At 68.3% G+C, this 19,970-nt stretch carries 16 protein-coding genes and 1 tRNA gene; 3 read left to right on the top strand and 14 right to left on the bottom strand.

Translation table 11 applies throughout. The features are described 5' to 3' along the window. Nucleotides 1-5: 5 nt before the first annotated feature. Nucleotides 6-1,196 (bottom strand): DUF2336 domain-containing protein, encoded by a 1,191-nt coding sequence (locus O9344_RS08330; protein WP_298475101.1) that lies wholly within the window; start codon nt 1,194-1,196, stop codon nt 6-8. A gap of 125 nt (nt 1,197-1,321) precedes the next feature. Next, entirely contained in the window at nt 1,322-2,368 is a 1,047-nt protein-coding gene (locus tag O9344_RS08325; RefSeq protein ID WP_298475099.1) for a lytic transglycosylase domain-containing protein, read from the bottom strand. A gap of 94 nt (nt 2,369-2,462) precedes the next feature. Between O9344_RS08325 and O9344_RS08320 the strand changes: the two genes are divergently transcribed. Next, the gene (locus O9344_RS08320; protein ID WP_298475096.1) at nt 2,463-2,969 is read left to right on the top strand and encodes a MaoC family dehydratase; all 507 of its coding nucleotides are present in this window, start codon (nt 2,463-2,465) and stop codon (nt 2,967-2,969) included. Nucleotides 2,970-2,973: 4 nt separating this feature from the next. Next, a complete protein-coding gene (locus tag O9344_RS08315) occupies nt 2,974-3,843 on the top strand; it encodes a CoA ester lyase (RefSeq protein ID WP_298475094.1) in 870 nt (289 codons plus the stop codon). Between the two features lie 9 nt (nt 3,844-3,852). Here the strand turns inward: O9344_RS08315 and proB are convergent, their stop codons facing one another. The 12 genes from proB to O9344_RS08255 all read right to left on the bottom strand — a co-directional run bounded on the left by proB (nt 3,853) and on the right by O9344_RS08255 (nt 18,863). After that, the gene (proB, locus tag O9344_RS08310) at nt 3,853-4,989 is read right to left on the bottom strand and encodes a glutamate 5-kinase (protein WP_298475093.1); all 1,137 of its coding nucleotides are present in this window, start codon (nt 4,987-4,989) and stop codon (nt 3,853-3,855) included. A gap of 81 nt (nt 4,990-5,070) precedes the next feature. Further along, nucleotides 5,071-5,155: transfer RNA gene (locus O9344_RS08305), tRNA-Leu, on the bottom strand. A gap of 82 nt (nt 5,156-5,237) precedes the next feature. After that, on the bottom strand, nt 5,238-7,259 hold the full coding sequence (locus tag O9344_RS08300; RefSeq protein ID WP_298475091.1) for an acetyl/propionyl/methylcrotonyl-CoA carboxylase subunit alpha: 2,022 nt from the start codon (nt 7,257-7,259) through the stop codon (nt 5,238-5,240). 160 nt (nt 7,260-7,419) lie between these two features. Then, nucleotides 7,420-7,986: an NADPH-dependent FMN reductase gene (locus O9344_RS08295; protein ID WP_298475089.1), complete on the bottom strand. Its 567-nt coding sequence runs from the start codon at nt 7,984-7,986 to the stop codon at nt 7,420-7,422. A 175-nt stretch (nt 7,987-8,161) separates the two neighbouring features. Next, nucleotides 8,162-9,631: a Ppx/GppA phosphatase family protein gene (locus O9344_RS08290; protein WP_298475173.1), complete on the bottom strand. Its 1,470-nt coding sequence runs from the start codon at nt 9,629-9,631 to the stop codon at nt 8,162-8,164. A 43-nt stretch (nt 9,632-9,674) separates the two neighbouring features. Next, entirely contained in the window at nt 9,675-11,942 is a 2,268-nt protein-coding gene (locus O9344_RS08285; protein ID WP_298475087.1) for an RNA degradosome polyphosphate kinase, read from the bottom strand. An 89-nt stretch (nt 11,943-12,031) separates the two neighbouring features. Next, nucleotides 12,032-12,733: a chromosomal replication initiator DnaA gene (locus O9344_RS08280; RefSeq protein ID WP_298475085.1), complete on the bottom strand. Its 702-nt coding sequence runs from the start codon at nt 12,731-12,733 to the stop codon at nt 12,032-12,034. A gap of 25 nt (nt 12,734-12,758) precedes the next feature. Then, complete coding sequence (locus O9344_RS08275) at nt 12,759-13,838, bottom strand: AI-2E family transporter (RefSeq protein WP_298475083.1); 1,080 nt, start codon at nt 13,836-13,838, stop codon at nt 12,759-12,761. A gap of 100 nt (nt 13,839-13,938) precedes the next feature. Continuing rightward, complete coding sequence (locus tag O9344_RS08270) at nt 13,939-14,469, bottom strand: CDP-alcohol phosphatidyltransferase family protein (RefSeq protein ID WP_298475081.1); 531 nt, start codon at nt 14,467-14,469, stop codon at nt 13,939-13,941. 93 nt (nt 14,470-14,562) lie between these two features. Further along, nucleotides 14,563-15,465: an alpha/beta hydrolase gene (locus O9344_RS08265; RefSeq protein WP_298475079.1), complete on the bottom strand. Its 903-nt coding sequence runs from the start codon at nt 15,463-15,465 to the stop codon at nt 14,563-14,565. Further along, on the bottom strand, nt 15,462-17,240 hold the full coding sequence (gene aspS, locus O9344_RS08260) for an aspartate--tRNA ligase (protein WP_298475077.1): 1,779 nt from the start codon (nt 17,238-17,240) through the stop codon (nt 15,462-15,464). The genes O9344_RS08265 and aspS overlap by 4 nt, the downstream gene beginning before the upstream one ends. Nucleotides 17,241-17,363: 123 nt before the next feature. After that, nucleotides 17,364-18,863 carry an OmpA family protein gene (locus O9344_RS08255; RefSeq protein WP_298475075.1) on the bottom strand — a complete coding sequence of 500 codons (1,500 nt, stop codon included), beginning with the start codon at nt 18,861-18,863 and terminating at the stop codon, nt 17,364-17,366. A gap of 374 nt (nt 18,864-19,237) precedes the next feature. Here O9344_RS08255 and O9344_RS08250 point away from each other — a divergent pair, with 374 nt between their 5' ends. Further along, the gene (locus O9344_RS08250) at nt 19,238-19,645 is read left to right on the top strand and encodes a hypothetical protein (protein ID WP_298475073.1); all 408 of its coding nucleotides are present in this window, start codon (nt 19,238-19,240) and stop codon (nt 19,643-19,645) included. The last annotated feature ends 325 nt before the right edge of the window (nt 19,646-19,970 follow it).

Below are 19,970 nucleotides of genomic sequence, written 5' to 3'. Positions count from 1 at the left end.
CCGCCTCAGGCGGCCGCCACCAGCGGAAATTCCACCGCCTCGTCGTCCAGTGCCTCGTGGCCGGCCACGAGATCGCGGGCAAAGGCCCGCGCCTCGTCACGGGCCGCCTCCGCCGCGAAACGGCGCAGCTGGGCGAGCAGCACGTCGAGCTCCCCATCGGCGACCGGCGCATAGGCGGTGAGCACGCGCTCCACCATGCGGCGGCGCAGCTGGGCATCGCCCCCGCGCTGGAACGGCAGGCCGTCCTCATGCCAGGCGTCGAGCGCGGCGCGGAAGGCCGGATAGGTCGAGGCCGGCAGGCCGGCGCGGTCATAGAGGGCGCGGAAGCCGGCCCCGCGGCGGTCGTGAACAAGGCCCGCGGCCTGGCGCAGCGACAGGCCCGAGAGCTCGGCCAGCGCCTGTTCGAACAGCCTGACATTGCCGGAGAGCAGCGCCCGCAGGACGAGGCCGGTGGAGAGCTGGCCGGACTGGCGCAGGTGGCGGACGAGCGGGGCGATGCCCTCCCCTCCGCAGGTCGCGGCGATGGCGACGGTTGCCTTGTCGGAGGCCTCGCGGGCGATGCGCGCCGCCTTGTCCTCGGGCAGCCAGGCACGGCCGGCAACGAAGGCGGAGAGTGCGGCGGAGAGTTTCACCACCAGCGCCTGGCGCGCACCGGCTGACAGATCAGCGCGGGCGAAGAGCGCCTCGCGAATGTCGGCATCCTCGCCGAACCGCTCGATGATGCGGTCGATGGAGAAGGCCGGCACGTCGACCGTATCGAGGGCGACGACGGCGAGGCAGGCCTCGAGGCAGCCGACCTCGGCGATGGCGGCGGCGACCGGCGCCGGCACCTGGTCGCGGCGGGCAACCGCATATTGGACGAGCGGCGCGCCGGCCCCGACGAGATCGACCAGTTCGGCATCGAGCAGCAGCGGCGAGTGGCGGGCGACGATGGCGGCGATCTCCGCCTGGTCCTGCAGCAGCCCGACGATGACCGTATGCGGCGCGTCTTCGGAGGGCGCGAGAGCATCGGCCAGGGCCCGCCGAACCAGCGGCGAGGGATCGTCGAGCAGGGTGATCATCGCCGCCTCGGCGGCGGCGCTGTCCTCGCGGCCGAGATCGGAATGGAGATAGGCGCGGGCGAGAGCCGCGGTCGCATCGGCCCTGTCGCCGGCCGGGGCCGTCTGAATCCACCGCAGGAAATGACGTACGATCATCGGGACTGCCTGAACCGCGGCAAGGAACTGGAACGCAACGGATTTTCGTGTTGCCGCACACAGATTAGGGCGCGCCGCTTAACAAAGCGTTCACCATGCTTTTTAAGTGAAATTTGGGGGACGGCTCAGCGCCGGACGTCCGGGCGCAGGAAGCTCGACAGGTCGAGCGGCTGGGCGCGGCGGGCCATGTCGACCCGCACCGGATAGAACGGCCCGCCCATGGCGCCCGCGGCGGCAGTGCTGCCGGCGGAGGCACCGGAGGCAGAGCCCTGCGGCCCGAGCGCGGTTGCGACATTGACGCGCTGCGAGGCTGTGGCGGCATCGCGACCGAGCGAGGTCCAGGTGGCCGCGACGAAGGCGTTGATGGGCCCGCCGCCATTGCCGGAGAACAGCGAATGGAAGGGCCGGCCCGGATCGGCATTGATCGTGGGGATCGCCGACCAACCGCTCGCCTGCTCCTGCGCTGCGGTGGCGGCGGCGAGGGTCGTCGCGGTACCCGAGGCGGCGGTAGCGGTGGCGGTGAAGGGCTGCGTCTGGCCGGCCGCGAGAACCTGGTAGACCTCGGCGACGGTGCGCGGGCGGCCCTGGTCGAAGAAGATGCGGCGGTTGGCGTCGGCAGCCTCCGGGAACAGCCGCGCGGCGGTCGCCTGCGGATTGTTCTGGTTGGCGTTGATGAGACGCACCGCGCCGCCCGATCCGAGAAAATGCGCCATGTAGAGCTCGCCCTCGGTCGGGTTTCGCCCGGTGCCGGAGCGGATCTCGGTGGCGTTGCGGTTGGTGAAGGCGCCGGCCATGAGCGCCGAGACGGCAGGATCGTCACGCAGGGCGAGGATCTGCTGGCGTGCCGCCGGATCGGCGACGGTCGGCCGGCCGCTGGCATCGCGGCCGATCTGCTCGGCATATTTGGCAAGGCCGAGATTGCGCCCCTCGTCCCGCACCATGGTGAGCCAGGTCGAATCGATGAACTGATAGAGGCCGCGCGCGCTGGAGGTCGAAGCCTGCGCCGCCGGCTGCAGGCTCGATTCGCGGCGGGCGGTGCGCAGCAGGTAGTCGAAACCCGCGCCGGTCTTCTCGGCTGCGTCCCTGATGGCCGAAACCACCCGATTGACGCCAGCTTCCGTGGCCGTCGTGGGACGGCTCTGCGGTTCGGCTGACGAGCGGAAGAGGAACATCTCGGCTATGTCCGGAGGGAAGGACCCGTGACCATGGAGCCTGCTCCATTATGGTAAACGAAGTCGTAACGACCTGCCCCGACCGAGGCCGACCATGACCGCCAGCGTCACCGCCACCACCCTCATCACCGACGATCGCCGCCATCCGCGCGGCGGCATCTACTTCGACGATTTCGAGGTCGGCCAGCTCATCCGCCACCGCATCACCCGCTCGGTGACGCAGATGGACAACGTTCTGTTCTCGACGCTGACCATGAATCCGCAGCCGCTGCACATCGACCGGCAGTTTTCGGAGGCCTCCGACTGGGGCCAGCCGCTGATGAACTCGCTCTTCACCCTCGGCCTGCTCATCGGCATTTCCGTGCCGGACACCACCAACGGCACGCTCTTCGCCAATCTCGGCATGACCGACGTGAAGTTCCCCCACCCGCTTTTCGAGAACGACACGATCCATTGCGAAAGCACGGTGACCGCCAAGCGCGAATCGAAATCGCGCCCGACCATGGGCGTGATCGAGTTCCACCACCGCGCCTTCAACCAGAACGACAAGCTGGTCGCCGAATGTACGCGCCAGTCCCTCGTGCTGAAGCGCGGGGCCTGAGCCGATGCGCTCGCTGCTCTTCGTTCCTGCCGATTCCGACAAGAAGCTCGCCAAGGCCCTGGAGAGCGGCGCCGATGCGCTGATCCTCGACCTTGAGGATTCGGTCTCGGCCGCGAACAAGCCGCTGGCGCGCGAGACCGCCCGCGCCTTCCTTGCCGCCCATGCCGGCGCCAGCCAGCGGCCCCTCCTGATGGTCCGGGTCAACGCCCTCGATACCGGGCTCACCGACGCCGATCTCGACGCCGTGGTGGCGGCGCGGCCCGACGCGATCATGCTTCCGAAGGCCGAGGGCGGCCGCGACGTCGCCCATCTCGACGCCAAGCTGACGACGCGCGAGGCCCTCGCCGCCCTCCCCGAGGGGCGCATCCGCATCACCGTGGTGGCCACCGAGACGGCCAAGGCGGTCTTCACCCTCGGCAGCTACCAGGGGGCAAGCCCGCGGCTCTCCGGGCTTACCTGGGGCGCGGAGGACCTGTCCGCCGACATCGGCGCCGAAACCAATCGCGGACCCGACGGCCGCCATACCGAACCCTTCCGCCTCGCCCGCGCGCTGTGCCTCATGGGGGCGGTGGCGGCCGAGGTCCAGCCCATCGACACGGTCTTTCCGGCCTTCCGCGACGAGGACGGTCTTCGCCGCGAATGCGAGGAGGCTCGCCGCGACGGCTTCACAGCCAAGATGGCCATCCACCCGGCGCAGGTACCGGTGATCAACGCGGTCTTCACCCCCGACGAGGCGGCGATCGCCGAGGCGCAGAAGGTGGTGGCGGCCTTCGCCGCGCAGCCCGGCGCCGGCGTCGTCAATATCGGCGGCGAGATGTTCGACAGGCCGCATCTGACACGCGCGGAGCGGCTGCTGAAGCGCGCGGGGCGCTAGCCCCTGCCTTCACTCCGCCGCGAGCACCAGGTCGTCGCGGTGGATCATCTCGTTGCGGCCCTTGTAGCCAAGCACGGCCTCGATGGCCTTCGAGCTCTTGCCCATGATCTGCACCGCCGCCACCGCGTCATAGGCGACGAGGCCGCGGCCGATCTCAGCTCCATCCGCCCCGCGCACCACCACGCAGTCGCCCCGCTCGAAGGCGCCGTCCACCTTGCGCACACCGGCCGGCAGCAGGCTCTTGCCCGAGCGCAGGGCGTCGACGGCCCCGGCATCGAGCCACAGCACGCCGCGCGGCTCCAGCGAGCCGGCGATCCACTTCTTGCGGCTGGTGACCGGATGGGTGGGGGTTAGGAACCAGGTGCAGGGCCCGCCCGATTCGATGCGGGAGAGCGGGGAATCGTGCTTGCCCGAGGCGATGACCATGGTCGTGCCGGCCGTGGTGGCGATCTTGCCGGCCTCGATCTTCGTGGTCATGCCGCCGCGTGACAGCTCCGAGGCCGCGCCGCCCGCCATGGCCTCGATCTCCGGCGAGATGCGCGGCACGACGGGAATCAGCGTCGCGGAAGGATCCTTCTGCGGCGGCGCGGTGTAGAGCCCGTCGATATCGGACAGCAGGACGAGGCAATCTGCGCCCACCATCGTGGCGACGCGGGCCGCCAGACGGTCGTTGTCGCCGTAGCGGATCTCGTCGGTCGCCACCGTGTCGTTCTCGTTGACCACCGGCACGGCGCGGACGCCGAACAGCGTCTCCATCGTGTTGCGGGCATTGAGATAGCGACGGCGCTCCTCGGTGTCGTGGAGAGTCACCAGGATCTGCCCGGCGACGATGCCGTGCTGGCCCAGCACCTCCGACCAGGCCCGCGCCAGGGCGATCTGGCCGACGGAGGCCGCCGCCTGGCTCTGCTCGAGCTCCAGAGGCCCCTTGGGGAGCTTCAGCAGCGTGCGCCCAAGCGCGATGGCGCCGGACGACACGACCAGCACATCGGCGCCGCGGGCGGTATGGCGGGCGATATCAGCACCCAGCGTCTCCAGCCATGCCTGGCGCAGCGCGCCCTTCGCACCGTCGACGAGCAGCGAGGAACCAACCTTCACGACGATGCGGCGGAAGGCGCCGAGGATAGGGGGTGAATCGGAGGGGGCCATGGACGATGCCGCAAGCTGTGGGGGCGCCTGAAACCAAGAACCCCAGCAGGGTGGCGACCTTGCTGGGGTTCTTCAGGAAATTGGTGCGGTCGAGAGGACTCGAACCTCCACTCGGTTAAGAACTACCACCTCAAGGTAGCGCGTCTACCAGTTCCGCCACGACCGCATGCCGAGTTGCCCCGGCGAGGCGGCTGTCTAGCAGAGCGTTTCGGTGGCCGCAAGGCTCAAAGAACGCTCTGTCGACAACCTCATTCGAACTCCATGATGACCGCGTCCACGGCCAGGCTGTCACCCGCCTTGGCGGCGATGGACTTGACCTTTCCGTCCCGCTCGGCGCGCAGGACGTTCTCCATCTTCATGGCCTCGACGACGCAGAGCGCCTCGCCCGCCTTGACCTCCTGGCCGACCGAAACGGCGATCGACTTGACGAGGCCCGGCATCGGGCAGGTCAGCTTCTTGCCCGTGTCGGTGGCAACCTTCACCGGCATCAGCGCGGCAAGCTCCGCCTCGCGGCGGGTATAGACATGGGCCGTCGTGGCGATGCCGCGATAGGCCAGCGTCACGCCGTTGGGGATGGTGCGGACAAGCAGGTTGACCGTCCTGCCGTCGACGCGGCCGGCGAAGACCGGCTGGCCCGGCGTCCAGGCCGAGGCGACGGTGTGGGTGCGCAGTTCCCTTCCGCCGGGACCATCCAGCAGCCGGATGGCGATGGTGCCATCATCCTCGAAGACCTCGACATCGTGGCGGCTGCCGGCCATGAGCACGACGCGGTCGCGGTCGAAGGCGACGCGATGGCCCTGGCGCATCTGGCCGGAAATCTTGCGCTTCCGGACGTTCTGGATGTGGTCGATGAAGGCGGCGACGGCCGCCATGACGCCGGCCGCCTCGCCCTCGGGCGCACGCGCCTTGAAGCCTTCCGGATATTCCTCGGCGATGAAGCCGGTGGACAGCGTGCCCGACTGCCAGCGCGGATGCTGCATCAGCGCCGCGAGGAAGGGGATGTTGTGCTGGATGCCCTCGATGGCGAAGGCGTCGAGGGCGTCGGCCTGCGCGGCGATCGCCTTGGCGCGGGTCGGCGCCCAGGTGACGAGCTTGGCGATCATCGGATCGTAGTAGAGCGAGATCTCACCGCCCTCGTAGACGCCGGTGTCGTTGCGCACGATGGCCTCGCCCGCGGGCCCCTCCGCCGGCGGGCGGTAGGTCACCAGCCGGCCGATGGACGGCAGGAAGTTGCGGTACGGGTCCTCGGCATAGATGCGGCTTTCCACCGCCCAGCCGTTGAGCTTCACCTTGTCCTGGGTGAGGCTAAGCTTTTCGCCATAGGCGACGCGGATCATCTGCTCGACGAGATCGATGCCGGTGATCATCTCGGTCACCGGATGCTCCACCTGCAGGCGGGTGTTCATCTCGAGGAAGTAGAAGGACTTGTCCTGGCCGGCGACGAATTCCACCGTGCCGGCGGAATCGTAGTTCACGGCCTTGGCGAGCGCGACGGCCTGCTCGCCCATGGCGCGGCGGGTGGCCTCGTCGAGGAGCGGCGACGGCGCCTCCTCGATGACCTTCTGGTTGCGGCGCTGGATCGAGCATTCGCGCTCGCCGAGATAGATGACGTTGCCGTGCTTGTCGCCGAGGACCTGGATCTCGATGTGGCGCGGATTGACGATGAACTTCTCGACGAAGACACGGTCGTCGCCGAAGGAGGACTTCGCCTCGGACTTGGCGAGGGTGAAGCCCTCGGCCACTTCCGACGCGGAATTGGCGATGCGCATGCCCTTGCCGCCGCCGCCTGCCGAGGCCTTGATCATCACGGGATAGCCGATCTCGTCGGCGATGCGGGTGGCGTGGGCCGCATCCTCGATCACGCCGAGGAAGCCGGGCACGGTCGAGACCTTGGCGGCGGCCGCCGCTTTCTTCGACTCGATCTTGTCGCCCATGGCCGCAATGGCATGCGGGTTCGGGCCGATGAAGACGATGCCGTTGTCCTTCAGCGCCTGGGCGAAGGCCTCGCGCTCGGACAGGAAGCCGTAGCCGGGATGGACAGCCTCGGCGCCGGTCGCCTTGCAGGCGGCGATGATCTTGTCGATGACGAGATAGCTCTCGGCCGCGGCCGGCGGACCGATATGGACGGCCTCGTCGGCCATCTCCACGTGCATGGCGTCACGGTCGGCATCCGAATAGACCGCGACCGTCTTGATCCCCATCTTCCGCGCCGTCTTGATCACGCGGCATGCGATCTCGCCGCGGTTGGCGATCAGGATCTTCTTGAACATGCGGAAAGTCTTTCCGGCGGCAGGCACAGTGGAGAGAATGGAGGCGTTCTAGAGCCATGGGCTCGCCTGCGTCCACTCAGCTAATGGGATGACGACCCGGTGACGCACCGGGCCGTCTCCACCATGCAATTTGCCTGCCGGACGAGATCCGGCTGCCAGCTTAGCCGCGCAGCGGCTTCAGGGCGGTCGCCCACTTCACCAGTTCGTCGAGGACCTCCTTGGCGCTGGTGGCCATGAGATCGTTCGGCGTGAACTTGGCATCGGGGCCGAGCCAGGAGCCGAAGCCCGGCACGGCGACGGCCTGCGGGATCGGCATGACCTTCAGCGTCGTCAGCGTCGGCTTGATCTGCTGCACGGCGCGCAGGCCGCCCGAGACGCCGCCATAGGCCACGAAGCCGGCCGGCTTGTAGGCCCACTCCTGGGCGAGGAAGGTCAGCGCGTTGTAGAGCGCCGGCGAAACGCCGTAATTGTACTCCGGCGTCACGAAGACGAAGGCGTCGGCGGCCTTGACGCTCGCCGCCCAGGCCTTGGTGTGCTCCTTCTCGTACTTCGCCATGCGCGGATGGTTCGGCTCATCGAAGACCGGCAGGTTGAAGCTGGCGAGATCCACCAGCTCGGAGGTGAAGCCGCCATGGGCGTTGGCGACGTCATTGAACCAGGTTCCGAGCTGCGGGCCGACGCGGCCAGGCCGCGTGCTGGTGATGATGGTGTGGAGCTTGAGGCTCATCGGGATCTCCCTGGCGCCGCCGACCATCGGCAGACGCAATGCGAAATTCGCGGTTACTGTTCGTAACCGGGTCTATTCTGGTAATGCGGGACCGCAGGTTCAAGAAGGTACGGCCACGGAACGAGGTCACTCCGGAGTGACCGCCCTGCCCTGCCGGTGATGGATCTCACCTGCATCAAGGGATGACCCGCAGTTCGCTGTCGCGGCCGACGAGGCGTCCAAGTGTGCGCAGGCGGTTCGACAGCCGCTCGCCGGCAAGGCCCGCAAGGTCGGCGGAGAGTGTCAGGACCAGCCGCCGGTCCTCAACCGCCAGGGGCGCGCGGGGGAGTGCGCCAGGCATGGCCGCCGAGACGAGATAGGCCACCCGCATCACCGCGCCGAGGATTCGGGCGCGGTCGAGCAGGCGGATGCCGACCAGTTCGCGGATGCGCGGCGACATGAACTCGTCGAGCAGGCCCTCATGACGGTAGAAGCTCGCCAGGGCGAGATAGGCGCGGCCGGGATGATCGACGCCAACGAAATTGGCATGGGCGATGATGTTGAGGCTCTGCTCGCCACGGTAATCCGGATGGGCGCGCCAGCCGATATCGGCGAGGAGGCAGGCCGCGTGGCGCAGCCGCCGCTCCTCGGTGCTCTCCTCGAGATGGGCGACCTCCATGAACCGGTCGGTCCAGGCGATGAGCTCCTCGCCGTGGCGCGGCGAGCGCGACCGCAACAGGCAGAGCTCGCGCGCGGCGGAGATCAGCGGATCGGCGGCACGCTCCTCGTCGTCCAGCAGCGAATAGAGCAGGCCCTCGCGCACGCCAGTGACGGAGATGACGACGCGGTCGACCTTGGCGGCGCGGACCACAGCCTCCAGCACCAGGGCGCCGTAGGCCAGCAGCGGCCGGCGGCTTTCGGCCACCACGTCGATGCGCGAGATCGTATCGGTGGGTTGGCGGCTGACGAGGTAACAGAAATCGGCGATCTCGCGGCCCGACAGCGCGTAGCCATGCATGACGTTGAGCGGATAGCCGCGATGGGCCATGTGCAGCTTGGCGAGCGAGCGCCAGGTGCCGCCCACGGCATAGAAGGTCCGGCCCTTGCCCTTCTTCAGCACGTCGACCTTGGCGACCAACTTGGCGGCGATGCGCTCGGCCTTCTTCACGGACTGGCCGGACGTGTCCTGGAGAGCGAGGCCGCCGAGCGGCAGCGTGACGCCCTGGCCAATGCGCGCACCCTTGATGTCGACGAGTTCCAGCGACCCCCCGCCGAGGTCGCCGACGATGCCGTCGGGATCGTGGATGCCGGAGACGACACCGAGGGCGGCGAACATCGCCTCGTCACGGCCCGACAACAGGCGGAGCGGCACGCCGCAGATCGCCTCGCAGGCGGTGACGAAATCCGGGCCGTTGGCGGCATCGCGGACCGCGGCGGTGGCGAGCACGTGCAGCTCGCCGACACGCAGCTGCGTACACAGGGCCCGGAAGCGGCGGATCGAGGCCAGCGCCTTGGCCACCGCGTCGTCGGAGAGACGGCCGGAGGTCTGCACGTTACGGCCGAGGCCGCACAGCGCCTTCTCGTTGAAGATCGGCGTCGGCGACCGCGTCAGCGCCTCATAGACGACGAGGCGGACTGAATTGGAGCCGATATCGATGACGCCGATGGTCGGCCCGAGCTGAAGCCGCCCGGGCGCGATCTCGAAAAGGTCACTCGGCGGCCCGCTCGACCCGGCTGGCGAAGCGACGGGGAGACGATTCTTTGAGTGATTTTCCACGTCCCGACAGGCTCGGATTGGTCATGAAGTACTGATGGGCGTTGAAGGCTTCGTCGCCTTCGGCCGGCTTGATACGCTCCGAGGTCCCGTCCGGCAAGAGACGCCAGCTCTGCTGGTTGTCCTTGAGGTTAGCGATCATGATCTGGTCGAGCACCTGCTCGTGGACCGTCGGATTGACCACCGGGCAGAGAACCTCGACGCGGCGGTCGAGGTTCCGCGGCATGAGATCGGCGGACGAAAGATAGACCCGCGCCTTGGAATGCGGCAGGCCATGGCCGCCGCCGAAGGCATAGATGCGGCTGTGCTCGAGGAAGCGGCCGACGATGGACTTGGCGTGGATGTTCTCCGACAGACCGGGAACGCCAGGCCGCAGGCAGCAGATGCCGCGCACGACAAGGTCGATGCGCACGCCCGCCTGGCTCGCCGCATAGAGCGCGTCGATGATCATCGGGTCGACGAGGGAGTTCATCTTCAGCCAGATGGCGGCTGGCTTGCCGGCCTTGGCGAAGGCGATCTCCTCGGCGATGTGCTCCAGCAGCTTCTTCTTCAGGCTGAGCGGCGAGATGGCCATCGCCTCCAGCTCCTGCGGCTCGGCATAGCCGGTGATGAAGTTGAAGATGCGGGCGACGTCGCGGCCGATCACCGGATCATCGGTGAAGTAGGAGAGGTCCGTGTAAATGCGCGCGGTGATCGGGTGATAGTTGCCCGTTCCCACGTGGCAGTAGGTGACGAGGTTCTCGCCCTCGCGGCGGATCACCATCGAGAGCTTGGCGTGGGTCTTTAGCTCGATGAAGCCGAACACCACCTGCACGCCGGCGCGTTCGAGGTCGCGCGCCCAGCGAATGTTCGCCTCCTCGTCGAAGCGGGCCTTGAGCTCGACCAGCGCCGTCACCGACTTGCCGGCCTCGGCGGCCTCCGCCAGCGCCTTGACGATCGGCGAGTCCGACGAGGTGCGGTAGAGCGTCTGCTTGATGGCGACGACGTTCGGGTCGCGCGCCGCCTGGTTGAGGAACTGCACCACCACGTCGAAGCTCTCGTAGGGGTGGTGGACAACGAGGTCCTTCTGGCGAATGGCGGCGAAGCAGTCGCCGCCCTGGTCGCGGATGCGCTCTGGGTAACGCGGCGCATAGGGAACGAATTTCAGGTCCGGCCGCTCCAGCGAGACAAGCTGGGCGAGCTCGTTCAGCGCCAGCACGCCCTCGACGCGGAAGATTTCGTCCTCCACCACGTCCAGGGCACTGGCGATGAACTGGCGCAGGTCGTCCGGCATGGAGGCCTCGGCCTCGAGGCGGATGACCGAGCCGCGGCGGCGGCGCTTCAGCGCGGATTCGAAATGGCGGACGAGATCCTCGGCCTCTTCCTCGATCTCGAGGTCGCTGTCGCGGATGATGCGGAAGGCGCCCTGCCCCTTCACGTCATAGCCGGGGAACAGGCGGTTGATGAACAGACCGACCGTCTGCTCCAGCGTGACGAAGCGGCGCGCGCCGGTATCGGCGAGATCCGGCAGCTTGATGAAGCGCTCGATCTTCGCGGGCACGCGGATGAGGGCGCGCATGGACCGGCCATCGGCGATGCGCTGCAGGGCGAGCGCAACGGTGAAGCCGAGATTGGGAATGAACGGGAACGGGTGCGCCGGGTCGATGGCGAGCGGCGTCAGCACCGGGAAGACATGGCCGAGGAAATGATCCTCCAGCCAGGCACGCTCGGCCTTGGTGACGTCATGGGCGTCAACGAGCACGATGCCCTCGTGGAGCAGGTCCTCGCGCAGCTCGCGCCAGCGCTTCTGCTGGTCGGAGCCAAGGCTCGCCACGGCTTCGGAGATCTTGGCGAGCTGCTCGGCCGGGCTCAGGCCATCCGCCGAAACCGTACCGACGCCCTGGCGCACCTGGCTGCGCAGGCCGGCGACGCGCACCATGAAGAACTCGTCGAGATTGTTGGCCGAGATCGACAGGAAGCGGAGCTGCTCCAGCAACGGATGGTTGCGGTTCGAGGCCTCTTCCATAACACGCCGGTTGAACTGCAGCCAGGACAGCTCACGGTTGATGAAGCGCTCAGGCTTGTCGATGAGGTCCGAGTTCAGGACGGGCAGAGCCACCTCGCGAACGGCGGATGCGGCCGCGGCGGCCTGGCTCCGGCCGGTTCCCTTGACCTCGGCGGCGACGCGGGCCGTCGCGTCCTTCTTCGTCTCGGTGGTCGTCATGGGAACCTCTCTGGGCGGCGGCGTCACCCTTCGCCCGCCATCATGACGACCCTGTGACAAGCGTCAAACAGGGCGGTGACCTTGGCTTTTCACAACAAACTCGGCTGCATCACCCGGTCGAGGACCTGGGCGGCGAGCGGACGGGTCAGCCGGCGGCCGGTTTCCAGGGCTTCCCGGTCGAGTTCGGCGACGAGGCGGCGCGCGGCATCGAGCGACCGCTCCATCCGCCGCGCGAGATATTCGACGATGTCACCGTCGACCAGAAGCTGGCGGTCGGCAAAGAGCTTCACCAGCACCGACCGCAGCAGCCCGTCCCCCGGCTCCTCCAGCGCCACCACCGGCAGCGCCCGCAGCCGCGAGGCAAGGTCCTTGAGGCCAACGCCCCAGGAGACCGGCGCCTCCCGCGCGGTGAGCAGCAGGAAGGCGTCCTCCTCGCGCGCGGCGTTGAGGAGATGGAACAGCGCCACCTCGGAGGTGCGTGGTCCCGCATCCTCCAGCAGAAGGGCCCCCGTCGCCAGCGCATCGGCCGGAGCAATGCCCGCCAGATCCCGCGCGGCGACGCGGCGCGCGCCGGCAATGTCGGCCCAGATGGCGCCGAGATGGCTCTTGCCTGCTCCCGGCGGGCCGATCAGCGCGACGGTCTTGGCCGGCCAGTCCGGCCAGCCCTCGACGAGACCGAGTGCCGCGGCGTTGCAGGCGGCGGGCAGGAAGTCGTCGCGGGACAGGCTTTCGGGCAGTGCCAGATCCAGGGCCATCTGCCGCGGACCGGGCCGCGGTGCGGTCGGGACCATCTCACCTCTCCGGACGTGCCGGACCTCAGTGCGGCTCTGGCCGCGTGATGCCCGTGTAAAGCGGGCTCGCGAGGTATTGCCTGATGGCGAACCGCGTCAAGACGCCGATGGAGGCGGCGAGCGGCACGGCGAGCATCAGCCCGGCAAAGCCGAACAGCGCGCCGAAGGCGAACAGCGCAAACATCAGCCAGACCGGATGCAGGCCGACCGATTCACCGACGAGGTTCGGATAGAGCACATAGGACTCGAAGAAGACGCCGATACCGAAAATGGCGAGGATGACGAAGACCATGGTCCAGTCCGGCCAGAACTGGACGATGGCGACGCCAGCGGCCAGAAGCAGCCCGGCGATGGAGCCGACATAAGGCACGAAGCTGAGGAAGCCGGTGCCGAGGCCGATCAGGAGGCCGAAATTGAGACCTGCTCCGCTCAGCGCCATGCCGTAATAGATCATCAGCACGAGGCAGACGGTGGCCTGCCCGCGCACGAAACCGGCCATGGCGACGTTCATCTCACGCATCAGGCCGAGGATCGTCTCCTTATGCGGCAGCGGCAGCCAGGAATCGACCTTGTCCATCATCCGCGGCCAGTCCTTCAGCAGATAGAAGGCGACGACCGGCGTGATGACGACGAGGCCGAAAAGGTAGATGAAGGTCGTCCCGCCCGCCCACAGGCTCTGCTGGACAAAGCCGGCGATCCAGCCGGTGGACTGGGTCACGAGTTCGGCGACGCTGCGCGAGACGTCTGGCAGGCGGTCACCGAGGACGCGCTGCAGCCATTCACGGTTCTGCTCGGTCGCGAGCGCCTGCAACTGGACCACATAGCTCGGCAGGCGGGCGACGAAGGCAGTGAGCTGCGTCGCCAGGACCGGCACGATGAGCAGCATCAGCACGATGAACACGACCACGAAGGTGCCGATCACCGCCAGTGCCCCAACGATGCGCGGCACACGGAGGCGTTCGAGCCGGCTGACGAAGGGATCGAGGAAATAGGCGAGAGCCAGCCCCGCCACGAAGGGCAGGAGGATGCCACGCAGCACGTAGAGCGCCAGCGCCAGCACGGCGAGGCCGCCGATCCAGAAGCCGACCTGTCTCTGGAGCGTCACCGGTGATCCTCTCTGGGGCCCGCCAGGCGGGTCGATGCGGGTTCATGGCAGGGTCGCAAGGCGCGGCCCTGCTTTCAAGGGGCGCGGTGCTGCGCCGCAGTCAGGTCGACATGTGCCGCGTCCAGCCGACCATATAGGCGGCGGCGGAGGCGAGGGTGAGACCGGCCACGGCATACATGGCGATCATGATGGCCCAGCCGAGATCGATCTTGAGCCCCTGTGCCGCGAGAACCAGCGCGGCGAAGATGATCTGCGCGGCGGTATTGGCCTTCGAGACCATCAGCGGCTGGATGGTCAGCGGCTTCTCCATCAGCGTCGCCAGCACCACGGCGCCGACGATCATGATGTCGCGCGAGACGACGAGGATCGCGACCCACGGCGGGATGAAGCCGAAAATGGCAAGCGAGACATAGATCGAGACGATCAGCGCCTTGTCGGCAAGCGGATCGAGATAGGCGCCGAGCTCAGTCTGCTGGTCGAAATGCTTGGCGATATAGCCGTCCACGGCGTCGGTGATACCGGCGACGACGAAGGCGGCGAGCGCGATCTCCATCTGCCGCTGGGCGATCGCCCACACGATGATCGGCACCAGCAGGATGCGCAGGAGCGTCAGAAGATTGGGAATATTCACTGTCGCGCAGTCTGTGCAGCCCCGGGACGCGGACCTTAGTGGCCGCGCCGCCCGATTCCAAGGCGGCGGAACGGCCGATCGGCCGCAGCCGGCTCACGCCGCGTCGCAACGCCGCACGAAGGCCTGGATCCGCGCGATGGAGGGCGCATCGGTGAGCAGTGGCGCATGGCCCTGCCCTGGCACCGTCAGAATGTCGAGATCGGGCCGGCGCTGCGCCATGGCGGCGACGGTCGCCTCCGACAGGATGTCGGAATTGGCGCCACGGACGACCATGACCGGCACGGCCCCGAGCCCGTCGAATTGCGGCCAGAGCGTCGGCATGGGCTGGTCGAAACGGACCGCCTCAAGGGTCCTGGCCAGAGCCGGATCGAATGCGGCCACGGGCTTGCCACCCTTCTCCATCCAGATGCTGCGGGCCTGGCGCCGCCAGTCCTCCTCGTTGAGCGCCGGAAACCGCGACTGTGAGATGGCCTTGAGCAGCGCCACCGCCTCGTCCCAGTTGGCAGGACCCGGCAGGCGGCCGAGATAGCTCTTGATGCGGGCAAGGCCCGCCCCGTCGATGACCGGGCCGATGTCGTTGAGGATGGCGCCGGCAATGAGCGTTGGCCGCGCCGCGGTCGTCAGCATGGTCAGCAGGCCGCCACGCGAAGTGCCGAGGAACACGGCGCGCTCGATGCCGAGCACGGTGGTGACGGCGAGAAGGTCGTCCAGTTCCACCGGCAGCGCGTAGTTCTGCCAGTTCGGATCATGGTCGGAGAGGCCGCGCCCGCGATAGTCGACGGCGACCACCTGTCGCTCGGCGCCGAGCGACCGCGCCACCACGTCGAAATCGCCGGCATTGCGCGACAGCCCGGGCAAGCAGATCACCGGCAGGCGACCCGAGACGGGGCCGCCATAGAGACGGGCATGCAGCTTCAGCCCGTCCGAGGACGTGACGAAGCGGCTTTCGAAGCCGGCATCCACCGCGCCCGCTTCCATGCCCCCTGCCCCGGTCACGGCTTCTTCGGGTCGATGGCGATGCGGATGGAGAGTTCCCGCAGCTGCTTCGGCGTCGCCTCGCTCGGCGACCCCATGAGCAGGTCTTCCGCCCGCTGGTTCATCGGGAAGAGCGAGATCTCACGCAGGTTCTGCACGCCGCAGATGAGCATGACGATGCGGTCAATGCCGGCCGCCATGCCGCCATGGGGCGGCGCGCCGTAATGGAAGGCGCGGTACATGCCGCCGAAGCGCTCGATCACCGTCTCTTCCGAATAACCCGCGAGCTCGAAGGCCTTCACCATGGCCTGCGGCCTGTGGTTGCGGATGCCGCCGGAGGCGATCTCGTAGCCGTTGCAGGTGATGTCGTACTGAAACGCCTTGATCGACAGCGGATCCTGGCTCTGCAGCGCCTCGAGGCCGCCCTGCGGCATCGAGAAGGGATTGTGGGAGAAGTCGATCTTCTTCTCGTCCTCGTTCCACTCGTAGAAGGGGAAGTCGACGATCCAGGCGAGCTCGAACCGGTCCTTGTCGATGAGGTTGAGCTCCTCGCCGACCTTGGTGCGGGCAAGGCCAGCGAACTTCACGAATTTCTCGGGATTGCCGGCAACGAAGAAGGCCGCATCGCCTTCTTTCATGCCGAGCTGGTCGCGGATCGCGGCGGTGCGCTCCGGGCCGACATTGTTGGCGATCGGTCCGGCACCCTCGCCGCCTTCGCGCCACATGATGTAGCCAAGGCCCGGCTGGCCCTCGCTCTGCGCCCAGGAATTCATGCGGTCGCAGAAGGCGCGGGAGCCGCCGCCCGGCGCGGGAATCGCCCAGACCTCGTTCTTGGCGTCCTCCAGCATCCGCGCGAAGACCTTGAAGCCCGAGCCGCGAAAATGGTCCGAGACGCCCTGCATCACCAGCGGGTTGCGCAGGTCCGGCTTGTCGGAGCCATATTTGCGCATGGACTCGGCATAGGGAATGCGCGGGAAGGACTGCGTGACCGGCTTGCCCTCGGCAAAATCCTCGAAGACGCCGCGGATCACCGGCTCGATCGCCGCGAAGACGTCCTCCTGCTCGACGAAGCTCATCTCCAGATCGAGCTGGTAGAACTCGCCGGGCAGGCGGTCGGCGCGCGGGTCCTCGTCGCGGAAGCAGGGCGCGATCTGGAAGTAGCGGTCGAAGCCGCTCATCATGATGAGCTGCTTGTACTGCTGGGGCGCCTGCGGCAGGGCGTAGAACTTGCCGGGATGGATGCGGCTCGGCACGAGGAAGTCGCGCGCGCCCTCGGGGCTGGAGGCGGTGAGGATCGGCGTCTGGAACTCGAAGAAGCCCTGCCCCTTCATGCGGCGGCGAACGGAATCGATCACCTCGCCGCGGGTCATGATGTTCTTGTGCAGCTTCTCGCGGCGCAGGTCGAGGAAGCGGTACTTCAGGCGCGTCTCCTCAGGGTAGTCCTGATCGCCGAAGACCTGCAGCGGCAGCTCGTCCGCCTTGCCCAGCACCTCGAGGTCGGTGATGAACACCTCGACGTCGCCGGTGCCGATCTTGGCGTTCTTCAGGCCCTCGTCGCGGGCCTTCACCCGGCCGTCGATGCGAATGACCCATTCGGCGCGGCAGGCTTCCAGCGCCTTGAAGGCCGGCGAATCCGGATCGGCCAGGCACTGGGTGATGCCGTAATGGTCGCGCAGGTCGACAAAGAGAATGCCGCCATGGTCGCGGATGCGGTGGCACCAGCCGGAGAGCCGGACGGTCTCGCCCACATGGGTTGAGCGCAGCTCGCCGCAGGTGTGGGAACGGTAGCGGTGCATGGAAGCCTCAGGGTCTTCTGGTGGGCGCGGGAACGCCGGGCCGAACGGGAGTTGCGTCCCTTTAACGGATGGATGCGCCGTCTTCAAACGGAAGCGGCGGGAAGCGGCATCGCGCCTTGGCGCTCAGCGGGCGGTGATCTCGATGCGGCGGTTGCGCGCCTTGTTGGCGGCGCTGTCGTTCGGCGCCAGCGGCCGGGTGGCGCCATGTCCCTCGGCGAGCAGGCGCCCGGCCTCGACGCCGCGGCGGATGAGATGGGCGACGACGGCCTGGGCGCGGCGCTGGCTGAGATCGACATTCTGCGCGGCGATGCCATCGGAATCGGTGTGGCCGGCAATGGTGAAGCGGACGCGTGGGCAGGTCGCCATGGCCTGCGCAACACGATCGAGACGCGCCTGGCTCGCCGGCTCCATGACATCGCGGCTGATGCGGAAGGCAATGCCGCCCTGGGCGAGTTCAGCCGCGACCACTGCGAGGCAGGCGGGCGGCGCCGGCGGCGGTGGCGGGGCGGCGGGTGCCGTCAACGTCGCCGTCGCGGTGAAACCGAAGGGGACGGAGCCGGTGATGGCCGCGCGGGCGGCAGCCTCTGATGCGGCATCCGGCACGCGGCCGGTGACGAGGAGGCTCGTCCCCTCCACCCGCGCCTCGCCGGCCTCCACCAGGGTCAGATGGCCAATGCCCGCGACAACCGCCGTGACAAAGCCCTGGGGGGCCCCGGAGGCCAGTTCCTGTTCGTCGACGATCTGGGCCGGTGCGGCGAGCGCCTCCGCTGCGGCCCGGATCTCGGCTCGTTCGGCCTCCGAGGAGACATAGCCCCTGAGCAGGAGGCGGCCGTCGCGCTTCACCGCCGCCCAGCGATAGGGCGAGACAACGGCTGCCGCGATGGCGACGCTGGCGATGCTGACACCGACCGATGCGCCCGGCCCGTCGCGCAGGGCCCGGTTCACCGCCACATAGCCGGCCCGATCGGCGGCCTCGCCAGTCACCGACAGGGCGCGATCGGCGATTCGCACCTCGCCGGCCTTGAGCCGCGCCAGCTGGACGAGACCGAACCGCGCCGCGCCGGCCCAGTCGATCCCGGCGGGCGCTCCGGCCGCAACCGTCGTGCTTCCCTCGGGAGCAAGGCCCAGCGATCGGGCGAAGGCGGCGATGGCGGCCCCCTCCTCCGGCGAGGCGACGACACCGTCCATCCGCACGGTGTCGCCGCTACGGACCAGGGTGAGGGCGAAGGGCGACACGATCGGCGCCATCAGCGCCTCGCGTTGCAGGGTGAAGCCGGCCGGCAGGGCGGCGAGCGCGGCCCGCACGGCCTCCGCTCCGCCAAGGCCATCCGGGCGCCCCTCGACGGTGAGGGCGGTGCCGGTCAGCAGAACCGCCCCGGGCTTCAGACGGGCGATGACGGAGCCGGCCCAGGCCGCCCCTTCGCGGAAGGTGGCCGGCGCATCCGCGCGGATCTCGGTCGTATCGATGGTGGATATGTCGCCACCGGCGGCGCGAAGGGCCGCCACAAGCGCATCCCGCGTCGCTTCATCCGGCAGGACCCCACCGATCGCGACCAGATCGCCCTCCCGCACCAGGGAGAGCTGCGCCCCCGTCTCCGCGCTGGCCCGGTCCGGCAGGGGCATGATCGCGGCCATGAGCGCCAGACAGCCGGCGAGAGCACAACGGATCCGACCTGCAGCCGCCATCATCATCCCTCGCCTGTGCCGTCCGTCCGAATCTGGCAGCGCTGCGCCGATGCTGCGGACATGCCGCCGCCCCCGATGCCGTGCAAGGGAAAAAAGGCGCCGCGGCACCGGTCCGGCCGGGTCATATGACGAGGCGCTCACGCGACCGCTACTGGCCCCCGGCCGTGTCAGCGCATACTTATAAGGTCAGCGGAGCGTGCCGGGCCGCCCCGGTCGCCGCGCCTCAAAGAAACCGGCGATGTCCGGGCGCCGTTGATCGCAAGGCGCCGATCAGCCCAGCCCGGATGCCGCGCCCGATACGAGGAAGCACCATGTCCCTGCCCCGTTTGACCCGCCCCGCCCTCCTGCTCGCCGCGCTCTTGGCGGCCGCCCCCGGGCTCGCCCTCGCCCAGGCCTTCAACGGCAGTGGCAGTGGCGGCGGCGGCCATGGCGACAACGATGGAGCGATCGACCTGCGGGCCAACCGCATGACCGTTTCGATCCGAACCATCCCCGTCGGACAGTTCTGCCTGCGTGCGGTCGCGGCCATCGGCTACGATCCGCGCCTCAATCAGAGACTCTATGCCCTGCAATTCGACTCCGGCCCCATGACACCGCTCGGAGCTGTCGCCTACGAAAATGCCTTCGCAAGCGCCCGGACCGAGGCCGACGCTCGCACGGCGCTCGCGAACGCCCGCCGCGACTCTCAACCCTATGGCCGCAGTGCAGGCGCCTGCTGAATTCAGGATTCGGTGGAAGAGCCGTTTCCGAAGCGGCTTCAACGGACCCCGCGGCGCCTGGCGGCCCCGCGGGGTTCGGCCTTTCAGTGCGGTTTGGCGCGCCTTTGCGCCTCGTCGGTGGCCCCGGTTCCAAATCGGAGCGATTCCACGGCGGAGCCCCGCCCATAACCTACGGAGATACCGCCAGAATCATTGACCTTGCCGACAAGGCCATCGATCAGGGCATTCCAGCGTTAACCCGTTCACACCGGCGTGAACGGTCTTTTCTCTATATTTTTCCGTCATTTACCTGATCATTGACGTCACGGACTGCGGTTAAAACGCG

This window comes from Phreatobacter sp. (assembly GCF_027532945.1).
Lineage (GTDB): Bacteria > Pseudomonadota > Alphaproteobacteria > Rhizobiales > Phreatobacteraceae > Phreatobacter.
This window is presented reverse-complemented; position numbering and strand designations above follow the sequence as displayed.